The sequence below is a fragment of the Paraburkholderia sp. Clong3 genome (genome assembly GCF_050436485.1).
GTDB classification, from domain to species: Bacteria; Pseudomonadota; Gammaproteobacteria; order Burkholderiales; family Burkholderiaceae; genus Paraburkholderia; species Paraburkholderia tuberum.
In genome coordinates this window covers 30641-49259 of sequence record NZ_JBNDMH010000003.1, presented here as the reverse complement: position 1 = coordinate 49259, position 18619 = coordinate 30641, and the positions used below count along the sequence as shown (strand labels likewise).

General features: G+C 64.2%; 20 protein-coding genes and 1 pseudogene. 5 read left to right on the top strand and 16 right to left on the bottom strand.

Translation table 11 applies throughout. The features are described from left to right. Nucleotides 1–33: 33 nt before the first annotated feature. Entirely contained in the window at nt 34–792 is a 759-nt protein-coding gene (locus OKW30_RS23765) for an SDR family oxidoreductase (RefSeq protein ID WP_429347806.1), read from the top strand. Nucleotides 793–1335: 543 nt separating this feature from the next. On the opposite strand, the gene OKW30_RS23760 is transcribed toward OKW30_RS23765, so the two are convergent. Further along, the gene (locus OKW30_RS23760) at nt 1336–1611 is read right to left on the bottom strand and encodes a hypothetical protein (protein ID WP_429347805.1); all 276 of its coding nucleotides are present in this window, start codon (nt 1609–1611) and stop codon (nt 1336–1338) included. Between the two features lie 352 nt (nt 1612–1963). Here OKW30_RS23760 and OKW30_RS23755 point away from each other — a divergent pair, with 352 nt between their 5' ends. The 3 genes from OKW30_RS23755 to OKW30_RS23745 all read left to right on the top strand — a co-directional run bounded on the left by OKW30_RS23755 (nt 1964) and on the right by OKW30_RS23745 (nt 4873). Next, complete coding sequence (locus tag OKW30_RS23755; protein ID WP_090808180.1) at nt 1964–2344, top strand: BON domain-containing protein; 381 nt, start codon at nt 1964–1966, stop codon at nt 2342–2344. 705 nt (nt 2345–3049) lie between these two features. Further along, a complete protein-coding gene (locus tag OKW30_RS23750) occupies nt 3050–3184 on the top strand; it encodes a hypothetical protein (RefSeq protein WP_018424053.1) in 135 nt (44 codons plus the stop codon). Nucleotides 3185–3226: 42 nt separating this feature from the next. Further along, the gene (locus OKW30_RS23745) at nt 3227–4873 is read left to right on the top strand and encodes an NRAMP family divalent metal transporter (RefSeq protein WP_429347804.1); all 1647 of its coding nucleotides are present in this window, start codon (nt 3227–3229) and stop codon (nt 4871–4873) included. Nucleotides 4874–4992: 119 nt separating this feature from the next. Here OKW30_RS23745 and OKW30_RS23740 read toward each other — a convergent pair whose 3' ends face one another. The 9 genes and pseudogenes from OKW30_RS23740 to OKW30_RS23700 all read right to left on the bottom strand — a co-directional run bounded on the left by OKW30_RS23740 (nt 4993) and on the right by OKW30_RS23700 (nt 10519). Then, nucleotides 4993–5274, bottom strand: a complete 282-nt coding sequence (locus tag OKW30_RS23740) for a flavin reductase (RefSeq protein ID WP_429347803.1) — start codon at nt 5272–5274, stop codon at nt 4993–4995. Next, nucleotides 5231–5974, bottom strand: a complete 744-nt coding sequence (locus tag OKW30_RS23735; RefSeq protein WP_429347802.1) for an SDR family NAD(P)-dependent oxidoreductase — start codon at nt 5972–5974, stop codon at nt 5231–5233. The genes OKW30_RS23740 and OKW30_RS23735 overlap by 44 nt, the downstream gene beginning before the upstream one ends. A 22-nt stretch (nt 5975–5996) precedes the next feature. Next, nucleotides 5997–7139 carry an amidase gene (locus OKW30_RS23730; protein ID WP_429347801.1) on the bottom strand — a complete coding sequence of 381 codons (1143 nt, stop codon included), beginning with the start codon at nt 7137–7139 and terminating at the stop codon, nt 5997–5999. Further along, on the bottom strand, nt 7136–7666 hold the full coding sequence (locus tag OKW30_RS23725) for a nuclear transport factor 2 family protein (protein ID WP_409340061.1): 531 nt from the start codon (nt 7664–7666) through the stop codon (nt 7136–7138). The genes OKW30_RS23730 and OKW30_RS23725 overlap by 4 nt, the downstream gene beginning before the upstream one ends. Then, nucleotides 7659–8036 carry a hypothetical protein gene (locus OKW30_RS23720; protein WP_184073051.1) on the bottom strand — a complete coding sequence of 126 codons (378 nt, stop codon included), beginning with the start codon at nt 8034–8036 and terminating at the stop codon, nt 7659–7661. The genes OKW30_RS23725 and OKW30_RS23720 overlap by 8 nt, the downstream gene beginning before the upstream one ends. A gap of 35 nt (nt 8037–8071) precedes the next feature. After that, nucleotides 8072–8299, bottom strand: a pseudogene (locus tag OKW30_RS23715) (flavin-dependent monooxygenase); the annotation flags it as partial. A gap of 55 nt (nt 8300–8354) precedes the next feature. After that, on the bottom strand, nt 8355–8729 hold the full coding sequence (locus tag OKW30_RS23710; RefSeq protein WP_429347800.1) for a tautomerase family protein: 375 nt from the start codon (nt 8727–8729) through the stop codon (nt 8355–8357). 9 nt (nt 8730–8738) lie between these two features. Continuing rightward, complete coding sequence (locus OKW30_RS23705) at nt 8739–9239, bottom strand: aromatic-ring-hydroxylating dioxygenase subunit beta (RefSeq protein WP_429347799.1); 501 nt, start codon at nt 9237–9239, stop codon at nt 8739–8741. Continuing rightward, nucleotides 9236–10519 (bottom strand): aromatic ring-hydroxylating oxygenase subunit alpha, encoded by a 1284-nt coding sequence (locus OKW30_RS23700; RefSeq protein WP_184037866.1) that lies wholly within the window; start codon nt 10517–10519, stop codon nt 9236–9238. Before OKW30_RS23700 ends, OKW30_RS23705 begins: the two co-directional genes overlap by 4 nt. Nucleotides 10520–10694: 175 nt before the next feature. Between OKW30_RS23700 and OKW30_RS23695 the strand changes: the two genes are divergently transcribed. After that, nucleotides 10695–11615, top strand: a complete 921-nt coding sequence (locus OKW30_RS23695) for a LysR family transcriptional regulator (RefSeq protein ID WP_429291947.1) — start codon at nt 10695–10697, stop codon at nt 11613–11615. A 15-nt stretch (nt 11616–11630) separates the two neighbouring features. On the opposite strand, the gene OKW30_RS23690 is transcribed toward OKW30_RS23695, so the two are convergent. The 6 genes from OKW30_RS23690 to OKW30_RS23665 all read right to left on the bottom strand — a co-directional run bounded on the left by OKW30_RS23690 (nt 11631) and on the right by OKW30_RS23665 (nt 18574). Beyond that, nucleotides 11631–12599, bottom strand: coding sequence for a PDR/VanB family oxidoreductase (locus OKW30_RS23690; RefSeq protein ID WP_429347798.1), 969 nt, complete (start codon nt 12597–12599; stop codon nt 11631–11633). A gap of 347 nt (nt 12600–12946) precedes the next feature. Continuing rightward, on the bottom strand, nt 12947–13723 hold the full coding sequence (locus tag OKW30_RS23685) for an enoyl-CoA hydratase (RefSeq protein WP_184004534.1): 777 nt from the start codon (nt 13721–13723) through the stop codon (nt 12947–12949). Beyond that, nucleotides 13720–14928, bottom strand: a complete 1209-nt coding sequence (locus tag OKW30_RS23680; RefSeq protein WP_184073037.1) for a CaiB/BaiF CoA transferase family protein — start codon at nt 14926–14928, stop codon at nt 13720–13722. Before OKW30_RS23680 ends, OKW30_RS23685 begins: the two co-directional genes overlap by 4 nt. A gap of 206 nt (nt 14929–15134) precedes the next feature. Beyond that, nucleotides 15135–16037, bottom strand: coding sequence for a LysR family transcriptional regulator (locus tag OKW30_RS23675; protein ID WP_429347797.1), 903 nt, complete (start codon nt 16035–16037; stop codon nt 15135–15137). A 137-nt stretch (nt 16038–16174) separates the two neighbouring features. Beyond that, nucleotides 16175–17482, bottom strand: coding sequence for an MFS transporter (locus tag OKW30_RS23670; RefSeq protein WP_184073033.1), 1308 nt, complete (start codon nt 17480–17482; stop codon nt 16175–16177). A gap of 171 nt (nt 17483–17653) precedes the next feature. After that, nucleotides 17654–18574 (bottom strand): LysR family transcriptional regulator, encoded by a 921-nt coding sequence (locus OKW30_RS23665; protein WP_184037845.1) that lies wholly within the window; start codon nt 18572–18574, stop codon nt 17654–17656. Nucleotides 18575–18619: the final 45 nt, after the last annotated feature.

The window sequence follows — 18619 nt, the reverse complement described above, 5'->3', positions numbered from 1 at the left end:
CGACTCTGCACGTCAACGATCACCAGGAACGACATGACCTCCTCTTCTCCGATTCGCGCGATCGTCACCGGCCATACGCGCGGCCTGGGCGCGGCGCTCGCCGAACAACTGCTCGCGCGCAACGTCACGGTGCTGGGTCTGTCGCGCTCGCGGCATGCCGCGCTGAAGGCGCGCTTTGCCGCGCGGCTCGAAGAGATCGAGCTGCCGCTGGCCGAGCCCGCACGCGTCGCGCAATGGATCGCCACCGACGCACTGAGCAACTTCGTGCGCGGCGCGCAGACGGTGCTGCTGATCAACAACGCGGGCATGATGCAGCCGATCGGGCCCATCGAAGGACAGGACGCCGCGAGCGTCGCGGACGCGGTGAGCCTGAACGTCGCGACGCCGCTGATGCTCGCGAGCGCGCTCGCCGCCACGGCCGTCGACGCAACCGACCGCCGCATCGTGCACATTTCGAGCGGCGCGGCGCGCAACGCGTATGCGGGCTGGAGCATCTACTGCGCGACCAAGGCCGCGCTCGATCATCACGCGCGCGCCGTCGCGCTCGACGCGAATCGCGCGCTGCGCATCTGCAGCCTCGCGCCGGGTGTGATCGATACGGACATGCAGGCGCAAATTCGCGGTAGCGGCGCAGAGCAGTTCCCGATGCGCCAGCGCTTCGACGAGCTGAAGCGCAACGGCCAACTGTCGACGCCCGAGCAAGGCGCGGCGCAGCTGATCGACTATGCGCTCAGCGATGCGTTCGGGCAGACGCCGGTCGCGGACATTCGCGAGATCGCGAAATCGGCCTGAACGGGCTATTGCTGCAGGGTATTTGCGCTCCCGAAAAGCCTCACCTCAAGCACGGAGCAGTGGCGGATCGGCGCCTGCTACCGTCGTCGTTTCTCCCGAAAAGCCTCACCTTTGAGGTGAAAAGAGGACTCGAGGAGGCATTTCAGCGAGCGCATTGCGGCACTCACACACCGCTCCCGAAATCCCTCACCTTTGATCGAACGCAGCCGGATCGCTTCGCCGATGCCGGCCGCGTACGCGGCAGATCGCCTGGACATTCAACGACTTACGTTACACAGCCGGCGCACGGTCACCGCGACGGATGCCATGATTGGCGACTGCATGAAGCGCGTTTTGTGCGTCGCACGACGGGCCGTCGCCCGATACAGCATCGACGGCTCCCGAATATCCTCACCTATGGCTGACAGGCATAAATGCGCGCATTCCCGCGAGCCTCTTGCCGCGCGGTTTGTGCCGTTCCTGGCCCGGCCGGTTAGTTGCAAAAGAACCGCCCGCGCGCGACTCCCGAAAGTCCTCACCTTTGACGCGATCCACGCGCCACGTTCATTCGATCGGCACGTTCTTCAGCCCACGCACCGCGACGACGTTCTTCATCGCGTCGACGAGCGCCGTTCTAACCTGCGCGGGCAGATGGCCGCAAAATTCGTCGTCGTTCTGATCGTCCAATTGCGCGAGTTCGGGGACGAGCGCCTGTGCGGCATCGCTTAACGCGATCAGATGATTGCGACGGTCTTCGTCGACCGTCTCGCGTTCGAGCAGCCTCTTTGTCTCTTGTGCGCGCCGCCTTCGCCGGCTTCCGGCGAGACGGCCTGACCGCATGACGCCTCTGACGGAAACGTTGCATCGACGTGGGCGAACCTGACGAAAAGGAAGCAAGGTTGGGAATGCGATATTAGTTTCTCAGGAAAGCATTCGCAATTTGTAGCGCCGTCCGGGCGACTCCCGAATTCCCTCACCTTCAATTTTGAAGTGCGCGTACAGGTGCGCATATTCTCACCTCGGCGGCTCCCGAATCTTCTCACCTATCAGTATCGGCGCGTGCGCCGCAGAATATAATCGGAGCCGACGGTCGATGACTCGTCGCGAGGCGGTAGTGCGTTGCGCCGCCTCTTCCCCGCTGGCAGCACGCGGCTCGAACGGCAGTTCCTGACAAACCGGCAAAGGAGGAAGAATGAAAACAAACGGCGCGAGCAGAATCCTCGGTGCACTGTTCGCGGTGGCCATCGCGACTTGCGCGACCTATGCAAACGCACAGACGCGCGAGATGCCGAACGATGCGTCGATGCAAAGCCAGTCGGTCCCAGCGGCTTCGAACCGGAACAACAACCGGTCCGACAGCGCAATCGTCCGCGACGTCCGCCGCGCTTTCACGCGCACCACGAACCTCAATTCGGCGAACATCCGTGTCGAAGCGCGTCACGGCATCGTTACGCTGACCGGCACCGTGCCGCGGCAATCGCAAATCGCGCGAGCCGGCAACGCCGCGCGATCGGTTCGCGGCGTCAGAAGCGTGCATAACCGGCTGACCGAGCGACGGCGCGCCAATCAGTGAGCACGGCGTGGTGGCATCGGCCGGACGGATCGGTGCCGCCTGTTCGACCTCCCCCTATATCGGCCTCGACCCGCATGTCATTCAAAGTGCCCACCGTCGCGCGCCGCACATTTTTTCTGCTCTGCTTAAGAAACAGGTTGACCTCGGCGGAAGGCGAACCCTAGAATTCAAAAATCATCACCAATGGGGCTCATGCCTTGGACACCTGCAGTAGCCGACTTTCGAACAGATTCGCTGCCTGACCGGCAGGACGTCCGCGCTCTCTTCATCAGCCGCCGTCTTGCCAGTTGGCAGACGGTGTGCGCCGCAGTTTCTTCCCGTGCACCTAAAGCAACGTCGTATCCGCATGACAGGAACGCCGCGTTCACGCGCGTTCCCGCGCCGATACGGCGTCGCATCGCGAGCCTTGCGCTTGCGGTCGCGTTTGCGCGCGCGTTGTCAGTCAACGCAATGCGCGCGAACGCGTGGATAAACACGTGCGTAGCGAACGTGCGTAGCGAACGCTTCACACGCTCGAACGCAGTCCCCGCTACACACCGACAAGGAGCCGCCATGCCCGACAGTGACAGTTATCCCTTATGCCGCTTCCCCGTTCTATCAACCGAGGAAAGCGAGTAGACCTCCACCGCCGCGCCCGGACATACGCGGCCTCCGTGTCTGCTGGCTTTCCACCAGCGCGTCGAAACCGGCGCACGGAGATCCCTCATGCAATTCGGCCTCCTTCTTTCGCAGTTCCCGCGTGTGCAGGAATCGCGCGCCCATTACGACGGCATGCTCGTGCTGCACGCACCGCATCCGTTCATCGCCTTCTGCCGTCGCGTGATGTCGCGCGTGGCATAGCGTTTCGCGATCCTTCGACAAATACAACCAGGAGAGAACGACATGTCTACTCCGACGAACATTTCCTCCGCGCGCAGCGCCGTGCTCGATTCGGCACACGTCGGCGATATCAAGGGCGCGCTCGGCACGATCGCTCACCATGACATCGCGCCACGCACGAGCTGGTGGGCGCGCCTGCGCACGCTGCTCGCGATCCTCGGCCCCGGTCTGATCGTGATGGTCGGCGACAACGACGCGGGCGCATTCGGCATCTACACGCAGGCCGGCCAGAACTACGGCACTACGTTGCTGTGGACCATGCTGTTGCTGGTGCCGGTGCTGTTCGTCAATCAGGAGATGGTGTTGCGGCTCGGTGCGGTCACGGGCGTGGGCCACGCGCGGCTTATTTTCGAGCGCTTCGGCAAGTTCTGGGGCGCGTTCAGCGTCGTCGATCTGTTCCTGCTGAACGCGCTAACCATCGTGACGGAATTCATCGGCATCACGTTCGTGCTCGACTTCTTCGGCGTCTCGAAGATCGCGGGCGTGTGCATCGCCGCGGCGCTGACGATGGCCGCCGTCAGCACCGGCGACTTCCGCCGCTTCGAGCGTTTCGCGGTCGCGCTGTGCGTGTTGAGCCTGCTGCTCGTGCCGGTGCTCGTGTCGATTCATCCGCCGGTCGGCCAGATCGCGCGCGACTTCTTCATTCCGAACTGGCCCGCGCACTCGAAGCTGTCCGACGTGATGCTGCTCGTAATCGGCATCGTCGGTACGACGGTTGCTCCGTGGCAGCTGTTCTTCCAGCAGAGCTATGTGGTCGACAAGCGCATCACGCCGCGCTTCATGAACTACGAAAAAGCCGACCTGTGGATCGGCATCGTGTTCGTACTGATCGGCGCGGTCGCGATGATCTCGTTCAGCGCGGCGCTGTTCGACGGACGGCCCGGGTTCGGCAACTTCACGGACGCGGGCGGTGTGATCGCCGGTCTCGATAGATACGCGGGACGTACCTCGGCCGTGCTGTTCGCGATCGCACTGTTCGACGCGTGCGTGATCGGCGCGGCGGCTGTGTCGCTATCGACCGCCTATGCGATCGGCGACGTGTTCAAGATCCGCCATTCGCTGCACCGTAGCGTGTCGGATGCGAAGGGCTTCTACGTCGTGTACTTCGCGATCGTCGCGGCCGCCGCGGCATTGGTGCTGATTCCAGGCAGCCCGCTCGGTCTGTTGACCGAAGCGGTGCAGACGCTCGCCGGCGTACTGCTGCCGAGCGCGACCGTGTTCCTGCTGCTGCTGTGCAACGATCGCGCGGTGCTCGGTCCGTGGGCCAATTCGAAGAAGCTCAATCTGTTTACCGGCGCGGTGATCTGGGTGCTCGTGATGCTGTCGATCATCCTGACCGCGTCGGTGATCTATCCGGACATCGCGGCGGAAACGATCATCGAAGTCCTGGCGGGCGGCACGTTGCTCGCGGTCGTCGGGTATGTGGCGAGCTTCGGGATGCGCAAGCTGCGCGGCGAGTCCGCGGCCGAGCCGGCTCCGGTCTATGCGAAGGACGCCCGCAACACGTGGCGCATGCCGCCGCTCGACGAACTGCCGCCGCCGCGTCTGACGCTCGCCAAACGCGTCTGGATGGGCGTGCTGCGCGGCTATCTGCTGCTCGCGATCGCGCTCGTGATCGTCAAGGTGGTGCAGATGGCGTTGCCGAAGTAGTGCGAATGGTGAGGAGTTCCAGGAGGTCCGGGCAATGGTGAGGTTTTACGGGAGCCATGTCGGGAGCGACAACGTAAGCGCTGCCGGAGCCTGAGCTGGCCGGCAGCGCCTCAAATCACTCATTGCCCCTTCCACGCGCGCGGCACCCGGTGAAAATTCCGGTCGAAGTAAATCAGGCTGTCGCCGTCGGCGCGCACGCGAATCTGCGTGGTCTCCACGAACATGACCGAGTGCGAGCCGACTTCCTTCGCTTCCACGATCTTCCCCTGCAAGCTCGCGAGCGCGGCGTGCTCGAAGTATGGAGCCCGTCGGACGAGCGGCCGGAATGACCCGGCCGCCTCGGCCCTTGCAGACGCATCAGCGCATGTACAGGCCTCCGTTGACGTCCCAGCACGCGCCATTGGCGAAATAAGCGTCGCCGGAAGCGAGCATCACGGCGACATCGGCAACATACGACGCGGCCCCGAGCTTGCCGACCGGTATCGCTTCGATCACTTTTGCCAGCTTGTCCGCCGCCACGCTCTCGTGAACGATCGGCAAATCGAGCGGCCCCGGCGAGATCGCGTTGACTGTCACACCGCGCGCGGCGAGATCGCGCGCGAAGACCTTGGTCAGCGTCAGTACGCCGCCCTTCGCGGTCGCATAGTGCGCGCCCGTTGCCGAGCCGCCATTCTGCCCCGCCAGCGACGCGATATTGACGATGCGGCCCACGCCGCGCTGCGCGAAGTACTGCCCGAATACCTGGCAGCCGAACAGCACGCTGCGCAGATTCACGTTGATGACCTGATCGAACTGCTCGGCGGTAATGTCCATCACGGGCACGACCTTCGAGGCGCCCGCATTGTTGACGAGCGCGTCCACGCCACCCCAACGTTCGAGCAACGCGTCGCGCGCCGCTTCGAAGTCTGCCTTGCGCGTGACGTCGAGCCGGATTGCGCAGGCGCTCGAGCCGTCGCTGCTGAGTTCATGCGCGAGCGCTTGCGCGGGTTCGATCGCGATATCGGCCAGCGCGACCCTGTAGCCTGCCTCGTGAAAACGACGCGCGACAACGGCGCCAAGTCCGCGCGCGGCGCCCGTCACGAGCGCGATTCTGTTCGACATGTTGCCGACTCCTTGATTGCGTTCAGGCGGATTGCGCGAGGCGCGCTTCGAGGTGCGCGGCGACCGCGCACACCGTTTCGTCATCGTTCTTGCGACCGATGATTTGCAGGCCCGCCTTCAGCGTCGAGCGTTCGATCGGAACGGGCAGGCTCAGCGCCGGATGCCCGCTCAGGTTGAACGGCCGGATCAACGACGACATGCCGATCACCGACGTGCCGGCGCGTGCCGCTTCGAGCGTGATCGGCAATGAGGGCAGCGTCGGCAGCACGAGTACGTCGACCCGGTCGAGCGCGCGGTCCACTTCGTCGGTGAAGGTGCGGCGCACGCGTTCCGCCGCGTCGAGATCGGCGGCGCTCGTGGCCGCGGCCGCGCGCAGGCGCGCTTCGATATCGGCGCCGAGCTTGCCGCTTGCCACCAGATGGCCGAATGCGCGCGATGTCTCCGCGTTGATCACCGCGAGGCCGGCCGTGAATGCGTCCTTCAGCGACGCGAGTTCGATCGCTTGCGTGGCGAGTTCGGACTTTCCGACAGCGTCGGCGATTGCTTTGGCGATGTCGTCATCCGCGTCGACTGCGACCATGCCAATGCGCAACTGCGAAACGTCACGACGCGCATCGTCAGCGCGAAACGAAGGATCGATCGCCGTCATCACGCGAATCAGCGTGTCCGTCTCGCGCGCAAACGGTCCAACGCAGTCGAGTGTCGTGACGCGCGGCGCCACGCCGTGCCGCGACACGCGGCCGAACGTCGGCTTCAGCCCGATAACGCCGCAGCATGCGGCCGGGCCGCGGACCGAGCCACCGGTGTCGGTACCGAGCGCGGCGTCCACGAACTTCTGCCCGACCGCCGACGCGGACCCGCTCGACGATCCGCCCGGAATGCGTGCCGCGTCCTGCGGATTGACCGGCGTGCCGGAAAAGTCGTTGATGCCGGTCATGCCGAACGCGAGTTCGTGCATGTTGGTCTTGCCAGTGACGCGCCAGCCGGCTTCGAGCAAACGCCGCACGACTTCGGCGTGCTGCGATGCAAGCGGTGCGTCGGCAAGCGCGCGGCTTGCCGCTGTCGTCGCGTAGCCGGCGACGTCGATGCTGTCTTTGATCGCGATCGTCGGCGCGTCGGCGCTGTCCGTCGCGCTCAGATCGAATGTCTGCAGAAATGCGCTCATGCCGAAACTCCCTGGGCCGGGTTGACTTGCCACGGTGCATCGAAAAGACGCTCGGTACGGAAATGGCGGATCAGCCATGTCGCGCCCGCATCGTGAGTGGCGGGCACGAAGTCGACTTCGAGGCGCGCCGCGATCAGTTCCGCTTTCGCATCGACATAACCCGAAGCCTGCAACATGATCCAGCGACCCTTCGCCGTGTCGCCGTTCACCTCGATATGCTCCGCAGTCAGAAAGTGCACATTGGTCGCGAAGTGCGGCGTGGGCGGCAGATAACGCTGCAGCATCGCGACGATCTGCGCCGGCCCTTCGAGACGCCCGAACTTGTTCGCGTACTGCGGGCCGATGCCTTCCCAGATCGCGTCTTCGGCGAACAGCGCGGCGAGCGCCTCGCCTTCGAGCGCGCGCATGGGCACATCGCACAGCGCCATGTAGCGGGCGATCGTCTTACGCACCGCGTTCTGTGCTTCTAGCGCTTTGACACGCGCGAGCAGCGCGTCGATAGCCGGATCGGTCATCGCGTCACGCATGGTTGGCGACCGCTGGCGGCACCGTCAGCGCACGGCCCACGCGCGCCTCGATCTTGCCGTAGCGCCACAGGTTGTAGTCGCCGACCGGCGTCGTCCGATACAGATTGCACACGGCCACCGCGGTATCGAAGTCGGCGACGTCGGCCATGATGTAGAACGTCCACGGCGCGCCATCGGCGTTGCCGACCACGAGCCGATCGTCGTCCATCACGCCCAGCACGCGCACGTTTTCCATCGCTTCGATCGCGTTCAGCATCTTGCCGTACGCTTGCCACACTTCGCCGATCTGTTCGCGCGGCAAGTCGAAGAAGTTCTGCGAGACGCCGCAGCAGAACAGCACACGCAAAGGCAGGTTTCGGTTGTCGCTCATGGGAACGTTCCTTGGTTCGATTGATTGAAGAGAGCTCACAGGTAGCCGGGAATCGGCTGCACGCCGACGAACACGGCGCCGGCTCCGTCGTAATTGCCTTCGCCGAGGAAGGCGTGTTGCGTGACGACGATCGCATCGCGCGCGAGACGTTGCAGCGGATGGTTGCGATAGATCGCCATCGTGCCGCCCAGCCGATACGCGCGGTTCACGACGTCGGCGCCTTCCCGCACGATCTGCGTGAGCGCCGCGCGCGCGAGGCCCAGATTGACGACCGCCAGCACTTGCGCCTGCAGTCCCAAGCCTGAGCGCATCGCGAAGCTAGCGGCCCAGCGCCCGCGCGGTCTTGCCGCCGATGCCGAAGTCCCTGTTGGGAATGTCTTTGATCATCACGCGCGTGGAAGGCAGCGGCAGGTCGAGGATCGCGGCGATCGTTTCGGATAGCTGGGCAATCAACGCGACTTTCTGCGCGTCGGTGCGACCCGCTATCAGGATTGCGATGATGACCGGCAACGCGGCAGGCGTGAGCTTGCCGGCAAGACCGGCATTCGTTGCCGCCAGCTCCGATAGCAGAATGCGCACGGACTCCGCGGGCGCGGCGATTGCCTCGACGGTCGCATCGGTCAACCCTTGAATCAGTTTCGCCTTGCGTTCGTCTGGACGGCCTTGCGGCAAATAGACTTCGAGTGTCGGCATGATGACCGGTCAGAGCAGGAAGCCGATCGCGCTCAGCGCATCGGTGGAATCGATCAGGCGGATCACTTTCTCGGCGAGACGCGGCTCGCCGCTCGCCATGCTGATCTTGTGCGTCAGATCGGCCGCGAAGATCGTCGACGTGCCGCGCTTGTACGCAATGATGATCTGCGACGACTTCACTTCGACCACGTCCGCGCTATCGCTCGCGAGCGTGAAGCGCGACACCGTGCGCACCGTGCGCGCGGCATCCGACGCGGATGCCGAATAGCCCGACGTCATGCGCTGCACGCGCAGCTCGCGCATGTGCCGATCGTCGTACGCGTAGTTCAGCGTTGCCGCGTAATCGGTCGCCTTCGGATCGATCGGCACCACGTAGTGGCCCGCCGGGTCCCACAACTCGAGCCACTCACGATAGTCGCGTCGATCGAGCAATTCGGCTTCGCGCCAGATGAACTCGATCGCGCGCGCAAAGGTCTGGTGGGAAAAGAGTGCGTTTCTGTCGTCCATCATGCCTGCTCCATCATTGCGCGCCATTGCTTGTAGGCTTCGCGCATGCCGGTTTCATCGGTTGCGTGAGCGGTTTTCTCGCCGTTCGCGGCGGTCGTTTCGCGATTCAGACCGCGATTGACGAGGATCGGTACGTCCGGTCCCGCATGCGAGCCGCGCTGCACGCGCTCCCACGCTTCGGCGTCGTCGGGACTGCCGAAGCCGAAGGGGCCCTGGAAGTGCTCGTGAATGCGCAGGCGCACGCGGTTCGCTTCTTCAGGACCGCCGTCCATCGCGAGCGCGACGTGGCGAATCTCCGTTTCCTCGGCGGAAATCGGCCGCAGCACGCGGAAGAACGCCATCGACAGCGCGAGATTCGGGAACAGGTTCAGGTTGAAGCCGACGCCCATCAGCGAGCGCACGATGCGGCGCACTTCTTCCGGCGGGTGCTTTTGCGCGAGTTGCGCGGCGAGTTCGCTGAAGCGCTCGGGCAGCGGCGCGCCATCGTCGCGGTCCAGATCGACGATCTCGGGCATCAGCACCGCGAGGCTGTGACCGTTGCCGAGCGAGCGGCAGAACGCCTGGTCGCTCGTCATGAAGCTGGTGATCGCGGCGGCGGTTTCGTCGTCGATGGACTTCATCCACGACTTGTGCACGACCGGGAAGTGGTACAGATCCGTCGTGTTTTCGAGCTGGATCTTCCAGTTGCCCTTGAACTTGAACTTGTGCTCGCCGTTGGCCTTGATCGGATAGCCCGCGCCCTGCTTCATGAACAGGTCGATCCACGGCTTCGCGCCGCCGAGGAAGTCTTCGAGCGGTTCGATCGTTTCGTTGAAGCTCGCGAAAATGAGGCCCTGATAGACGCCCACGCGCAGCTTCTTGAGCGGCAGATCGCCCTTTTCGCATACGCCTTCGTAACCGTCGCCGTACGGCAGAGCGCGCAGCGTGCCGTCGAGCGCATAAGACCAGCTGTGATACGGGCACGTGAAGCCCTTCGCATTGCCCTTGTGCTCTTCGCACACGGTCGCGCCGCGATGCCGGCAGCGGTTTTGCAGTACGTTGACCGCGCCGCTCTTGTCGCGCACGACGATCACCGGCTGCCGGCCGATCGTCGTCGTGATGAAATCGCCGGGCTTCGGCAGCTCGCTGTCATGCGCGACCCAGATCCACGTCTTGTAGAAAATGCGCTCGAGTTCGACTTCGAACAGCTCGGGATCGTAGTAGAGGGAAGGCGCGATGCGATCGGCCTCGGCGCGCCTGGCTAAAGCGCTGGTGTCGATGGTTTGATAGGTCGGCGTACTCATCGTATGCGGGGGACAGTTGCGTGGTTGGAATGAAGACGCACATCGACGCGACGAGTCGCGTGCCACACATCAGCGCATCCTCTCGTTGACATCAGTCTCGCTTTGCGACGATCATGCGTCAAATCGATTAAAAACAGGTTGCCGAATAAGTTCGGCTGATATCACAAGAGACCCCATGACCTCCATCGACCACGTCGATCTCAATCTGCTGAGGGTGTTTCAGGCGATCGTCGAGGAGCGCAGCCTGACGAAAGCGGGCGAACGCCTCGCGCTGTCGCAGCCCGCGGTCAGCTACTCGCTCGGCCGTCTGCGCACGATGTTCGACGATCCGCTCTTTATCCGCACGCGCGCGGGTATGCAGCCGACCCCCGTCGCGCTCGAGCTCGCGGAAATCGTCGGCCACGCGCTCGACACCGTGCGTCAGGCGCTGCGTTACGCGGAACGTTTCGATCCGGCGACGAGCACGCGCACGTTTCGTCTGTCGCTGTCGGATGCGGGCGAAATGGCCTATCTGCCCGCGCTGTGCGCGGCGCTGCAGAAGTCCGCGCCGCGCGCGAAGCTGGTCGTCGAGCCGTTGCCGGTGGAGGAGATCGAGGAGGCGCTGCGCTCGAGCCGGTTGGACTTCGCGATCGGCAATCTGCCGTCGCTGCTGCCGCGCACGCGCCATAGCCTGCTGTTCGAGGAATCGTATGTGTGCATGACGCGCAAGCGCCGCGACCTGCCGAGCGGTGACACGCTGAAGCTCGAACGGTTTGTGGCCGCGTCGCACATCCAGGTGCGCTCGCTCGAACACAGTCACCATGCGCTCGACGACGCGCTGCGCGCGCAAGGCGTCGGCCGCAATATCGCGTTCGCGTTGCCGCACTTCGTCGCGGTGCCTGGCGTGCTGGCCGCGACGGATCTGTTCGCGACGCTGCCCGAACGGCTCGCGCATATCCTCAATCGCGGCGACGCGTTCCGGATCTATGCACTGCCCGTGCCGCTGCCGAAGGCCGCCGTGACGATGCACTGGCACGAGCACTTCCACGAAGACGAAGGTATCGCGTGGATGCGCGGCCTCATCACCGAGATCCTCGCGGGATTCGAGAAAATGTGATTGCGCGCAGGTGAATCAGAGGTCGAGCACGAGCACGGGGGTTCGCGAGCGTGACACGCAGCAGCAGATCACGCTATTGCTTGCGCGCTCGGCCTTGCTCAGGCAGTGATCGCGATGCTCGGGCTCGCCGCTGACCACATCGACCATGCAGGTACCGCACACGCCTTCGCCGCATGACGTGTCCACTTCGATACCGATCGACGCGAGCGCATCGACGATCGACGTGTTCGCATCGACTCGCACCGTCTGACCGCTGCTCGCCAATTGCACGTCGAAGCTGTCGAGCGATGCTTCGGCCACGGGAGCCGGCTCCGCCTTGAAGCGTTCGAGATGAATCGCTTCCGCGGGCAAGCGTTGCTGAGCGCTCGCTACGACAAAATCCATGAACGGCGAGGGACCGCACGTGTAGACATGCGCGTTCGCGCCTGCATCGAGCAGGCACGCGTCGAGCGCGGGTTTCAGCTCCTCGGGCTGCACGCCGAAATGCAGCTTCACATGCCGTGCGAACGGCTCGCGCGTGAGCAGCGTCATGAAGGCCGCGTGCGCCTCGCTGCGGGCGAAATAGTGCAGCGTGAAGCGCGCGTGCCGCGCGGCGAGCCGATAAGCCATCGACAGCAACGGCGTAATGCCGATGCCCGCGCCGATCAGGATGTGCTCGTCCGCGCTTTCTTCGAGACGAAAAAGGTTGCGCGGCGCGCCGACCGACAGCTCGGTGCCGACGCTCACCTCTTCATGGAGCGAGCGCGAGCCGCCGCGCGATTGCTCCTCCTTCTTCACCGCGAAAATCTGCGACTCGATACACTCCGGGTCGCCGCACAACGAGTATTGCCGCGTGACGCCCGAAGGACTCGTGACGTCGATATGGGCGCCGGGTTCGTAGCGCTCGAACGGCAGCCCATCGAGCCGCGAAATGCTGAACGAGCGGACCCCGTGCGCTTCTTCGCACAAGGCGTCGACCCGAACCTTCAGGGTTTGCGCTTGCATGATTGCCTTCCGATGTATTCCTGGGGGGGACGATATGCCGAGATTAGCGCCCCGCATCGGATAAGCAAAATAGACTAAAAAACCGTGCTTGCATCAATGCGATTTATTTTATGCTGAAGTGTCGAGCGCCCGACAGCGCGTCCTCCTTGCGTTGCGATTCGCTGCGCGGCTGCGTCGCGTCATTCGAAAACGGTATGTTCGGCTTCATGAAGAAGCTCAGCACGATGCCGAAGAGCATCACGCCGATCGACAGTGGCCTTCAGCGACAGGCGTTTCATGTGTCGTCCTCCAGATGCGGTTTATTTTTTGTGGTGAAGCCACGCGATTGCGCGTGCGATCCGGGACGCTCAGCCTTTCGGCGTTCCCGAGCCGAAGGCCGCGACGGCGTCGCGGAACCGCTGGCTGCCGTACACCTGCTCGACGAGATCCTCGTCTGCGAGGCTTTGATCGATCACGATGCGCCGCAAGCTCTCCTTGACCGCATGCTGCGTCACGGGCGATAGCGCAACGAGCCGCTCGGCGAGCGCGCACGCCGCGTTGCCGACCTGTTCCTTCGCCGTGACGTCATACACATAGCCGCACGCGTGCGCTTCGGCGGCGCTGAGGAAATCGGAGAGCAGCAGCATCTTCTTCACGCGCGGCACGCCGAATGCCGCCACGAGCCTCGCGAGATTGCGTGACGACAGCGTGTTCGATAACGTCTTTGCGATCGGCGCGCCGAAGCGCGAGCCCTCCGCACAGATGCGGAAGTCACACGCGGTAGCGATGGCGAGTCCGCCACCCACGGCCCAACCGTCGATCGCGGCGACGGTGGGCACCGCAATGCGTTCGACCGCGTCGATCACCTGTTCGACGAGCGCTTCGTATTCGACGCCCTGCGAGCCTGCCGTAAAGTCGCGGAAGTAGTCGATGTCGGTGCCCGAGATAAAGGACTTGCCGCCCGCGCCGCGTAGAACGATGCAACCTACGGTTTCGTCCGCGCGGCATTGGTCGATCAATGCCAGCAAGGTCTCGTACATCGGAATCGACATCGCGTTGTGCCGCTCGGGGCGGTCGATCACGATCTGCGCGACCGACTCCGTCAGACGTTCGAGCCTGACTTTCTCACTCGTCGCTTCGCTCATTTCGCGGCCCCGTTGATCTCTGCGTAAAGCTCGTCGTTGTGTTCGCCCAGCCGCGGCGGATGGCGTCGCACGCGCTGCGGCGTACCGAGCATCTTGACCGGAAAGCCGATGTTCTTGACCTTGCCTTCAACCGGATGGTCGATCTCCATGCACATGCGGCGATACTGCGCATGTTCGCTGCTGAAGGCTTGCGGATACGACAGGATCGGTCCGGCGGGAATGCCCGCGGCCAGCATCGTCTCGATCCATGCCTCGCAGTCGCGCTGGCCGAACGACTTCTCGAGCGATTCGATCAGCGCTTCGCGGTTCTTCAGGCGCAGGGAAACGGTCTCGAACTCGGGATTCGTCAGCAGATCGGTCCGCTCCAGCAGTTCGCAAAGACGCGACCACAGCTTCTGGTTGGTTGCGCCCATCACGAAGTAACCGTCGCGCGCCTTCACGGCCTGATACGGCGCGCTCATCTTGTTGCTTGTGCCAAGCGGCGTCGGCTCGACACCCGTTCCCCAGTAATCCGACATGTCCCAGATCGAGAAGGCCATCGCCGAATCGAACAGAGACGCGTCGATGTGTTGCCCCTGCCCGGTCTTCTGCGCGCCGATATAAGCGGAAAGCACGCCGTACACGGCGAACAGCGCACAGCCGATGTCCGCCACCGGCACGCCGGCCTTCACGGGCTTGCCGCCTTTGTAGCCCGTCACGCTCATGACGCCTGACATGGCCTGCGCCATCAGGTCGAAGCCGGGGCGCTGCGACCACGGGCCGCTTTGACCGAAGCCCGAGATGCTCGCGTAGACGATCTTCGGGTTGATTTCACGGATCGTCTCGTAATCGATCCGCAGCCGCTGAACCACGCCGGGCCGATAGTTCTCGACGATCACGTCGGCGGTCCTGGCCAGCTTGTAGAAAAACTCGCGCCCTTCGTCGGTCTTCAGGTCCAGCGCGACCGAGCGCTTGTTGCGGTTCATGTTCAGAAAGCCCATGCTGTCCGGGCCTTTCATCTTGAAGCCCATGGCGCCGCGCGTCTGGTCGCCTTCGAGGGGTTCGACCTTGATGACGTCCGCGCCGAGATCGGCGAGCATCATGCAGGCGAACGGGCCGGCCATCACCTGGCTGACGTCGAGCACACGGATGCCCTGCAGCGGCAACGGCCGGTTGTCCGTATCCGCGTCGTCGCTGGATGGTGTTTGTGCGTGGCTTTGCGTCATGTCGTCTCCTGTTTTTCCTGCCGGGCCGCTGTCGCGCGAAGCGCGTCGCGCGGCCGGCCGTTGCAGCACCGTGTTGGCGTGCGTCAACTGTCGCGCACGCGAGGGTGCCGCCGCAAGAATGCGACGGTCATACCTGGTTTCGCAAAAGACGAAGGGGGTGCTTTGCAGTCGAGGGTGTCGAGCGCAGGAACTGCTGCGCCCGCGCTTCAGCGGCCGGCCACGCGCCGTCCGGCCGTGAGCGCGGCTTCGACGTTGCGCAGCGTCTGCGCCTGCGCATGTCCTTCCACACAAGACAGTACGTAGCTACGTTGATGCCAGTCACCCGCGAGCTCGACGACGCCGAGGCCGTCCTCGGGATGGAAGCTGCGCAGCACGTCGGGCGGCATCAGACCCACGCCGAGCCCGTGGCGCACGACGGCGAGCATCGTGTCGAAACCATTGACCAGATAGTCGCAATCGAAGCGGCGGCCGCGGCTGTGAAACGCGCGCTGCACGGCGGCAAGGATTGCCGAGCCCTTGCCGAGGCTGACGAGCGGAAGCTCGAGCAAGGCGTCGAGCGTGATCGGCTGCGGATCAAGATGGAAGTGTGCGCGGCTATAAACGAGCACCAGCTGGTCCTCGCGATAGCGCATTTGCGGCAGATCGAGAAAGCCGCTCTTCTTTTCGTAGATGCCGATGTCGATCATCTTGTCGCGCAACATCTGCTGCACGATGCGGCTGTTCTCTTCGACGATCTTCAGCGAGATGCCCGGATAGGCATTCCGGATCGCGGCGATATCCGCGGCGAGAAACTCGATGATCACGGCCTTCGGCGCGCCGATCACGATGCGTCCGTCGAACCCGCTCACGAGTGCCTGCGCCTCGCTCGCGAGCCGGTCCACCAGCGTGTCGACCTGCTGCAGATAGCCGAGCAGCTTGCCACCCGACTCGGTCATTTCTACGCCATGCGGTACGCGCCTGAAGAGCTTCGTGCCGAGTTGCTCCTCGAGATCCGACACGCGCCGCGACGCCGCCGCCACCGCGAGCCCCAGCCGGTTGGCCGCCCGCGAGATGCTGCCCTCTTCGACCATCGCGACGACGAGACGAACGGTGGTGGTGTCGACTTTCATGCGCTGACATGAGGACCGGGTCTTTGGGGGAGTGCCATGTTACCGCACTCCTTTACCTCAGACTGCGCGGGCCAAAGCGAAGCCTTCGCGCGATACACGTCACCGCGCGAAGGCTTGCACGCCAGGCAGGCGAAGCATTACGGCTGACGCGTTTCGTGCGTGAACTTCAGCGTGACGACGGTAACGAGACCGAGCAAGATCAGGAACACGGCAACCGGCCAGTAGGCCTGGTAGTGCGCGAGCAGCGCGGTCGCGATCAGCGGCGACAGGCCGCCCGCGAAGATCGACGCGACTTCGTGACCGAGCGCCACGCCGGAATAGCGGACTTCGGTGCTGAACAGTTCGCCGACGAGCGCTGGCAGCGTGCCGATCATCGCGCCGTGGCAGACGGCCGTGCCGAGCAAAAGCGCGAGCCAGATCAGCGGCGTGGACTGCGTGTTGAGCAGCCAGAAGAACGGAAACGCCATCACCACGAGCGACACCGCGCCGATCATATACACCGGCTTGCGCCCGATGCGGTCCGACAGCTTGCCCCACGCGAGCATCGCGCCCATTTCGACCACCATCGCGAGCATCACGCCGGTCAGCATCACCGAATTCGAAATGCCGACGAACTTGCCGTACACGAGCGAGAACGCGAGAAAGATATAGGCGCCGCCGTTTTCCGCGACCCGCAGACCCATCGCCATCAGGATCTCTTTCGGGTGACGCTTGATCGCTTCGAGCACCGGCATATGCGCGGTCTTGCCGGCTTTCTCCGCGTTCTCGAAGTCGCGGCTCTCCGGCAGGTTGTGACGGATGTACACGCCGAGCGCGAAAATCACGATGCTCGCGAGAAACGGCAGACGCCATCCCCATGACATGAACTGATCGTGCGGCAGCGCTTGCGCCGCGAGGAACGCGCCCGCCGACAGCACGAAGCCGCCGCCCACGCCGAGCTGACTCCACGCCGCGAAATAGCCGCGTTTTTCGGGCGGCGCGTTCTCGCTGATCATCAGCACGCCGCCGCCCCATTCGCCACCTGATGCGATGCCTTGCAGCAAGCGCAAGCCCACGAGCGCCGCGGGGGCGGCCAGACCGACGTGCTCATAGGTCGGCAACAGCCCGATGCCGAAGGTCGCAAAGCCCATGATCAGCAGCGTCCAGACGAGCGACGCGCGGCGTCCATAGCGGTCGCCGATATGCCCGAACACGATGCCGCCCAGCGGACGCGCGACGAAGCCGATCGCAAACGCGGCAAACGCCCCGATCGTGCCGATCAGCGGGTCCGTGTGGGCGGGAAAGAACAGTTGCCCGAGCACGAGCGCAGCCGCGGTGCCGTACACGAAAAAGTCGTACCACTCCATCGCGTTGCCGGCCACCGACGCAATGATGATTTTCCTGAGTGCGCGATCCGACTCTGCCGTGGCGCGCCCGGCCGCGATCGGGGATTGAACGGAGGACATGTCTGCTCGCATCTGAAGTGGGGGGATGGCGGCCTTTCAGAAAAGGCTTCGCACGATACGCAGTGTCGAGGCGACAGATAGTGGCGTCAAATTAGCCGAAAAGCAGGGCGGGTATCAGTGCAGCTAATATGCCCGGCGTGCCCGGGCACCCGCGGGCAAGCTCACGGGCGCTCAGCGTGCCGGCTGATGAAACATCGTATGGATGGTCTCGCGCAGCCACGCGATGCCGGGGTCCGCCGCGAACTGCGAGTGGCAGTGCACCTGAATTTCGATCGGCGGCAGCGGAAACGGCAGCGGCAGAATCCGGAACGCCTTGCCGCGGTTGAAGCGCTTCGCGATGCTTTTCGGAAAGATCACGGCAAGATCGGTATTCATCACGATCTCGGGCGCGACGACGAAATGCGGCAGCCGCAGCACGACCTCGCGCTTCAGGTTCAGCTCGTCGAGCCATTGCTCGACCATCCGATGCCCGGTCGCATTGGTGCTCGCGTACACGTAGCGTAGCGCGCTCAGATCTTCGCGGCTCGGCCTCGTCTTGCGCAGCGGATGACCGGCGCGCACCACGCACACGTGCTCGTCGACGAACAGCGTCCGGCTCACGCAGCCCGCGTCGAGACCCGGCACATAGCCGAGCGCGAGATCGACTTCGCCGGCGCGCATCGCCGCACTGACCGACTCGACCGGCACATTGGCAACCTCGATGCGGATGCCGCGCGCTTCGCGATCGAGCAGCGCGGCGAGCGGGGGCAAGAAGTAGAACTCCGACATGTCCGACATCGACACGCGAAACACCCGTCGCGCGGTCGACGGCTCGAACTTCGCCAGCTGCTGCACGGCTTCGTTGATGATCGCGAACGCTTGCGCGAGCGGCGGATAGAGGCGGTACGCGGCATCGGTGGGGACCATGCCGTTGGGCGTGCGCGAAAACAGCGGGTCTTCGAACAGAGTGCGCAGACGGCGCAGCGCATGACTGACCGCCGGTTGCGTGAGACCGAGCCGATCGCCGGCCGCCGTCAGACTGCGCAGGTCCCAGATCGCGAGGAACACGCGCAGAAGATTCAGATCGGCGATGCCGGGATTCAGCTTGTTCATGCGCAGCTCTCGCAAACTAAGGCATGTCGCTGGCCGCGCGACGCG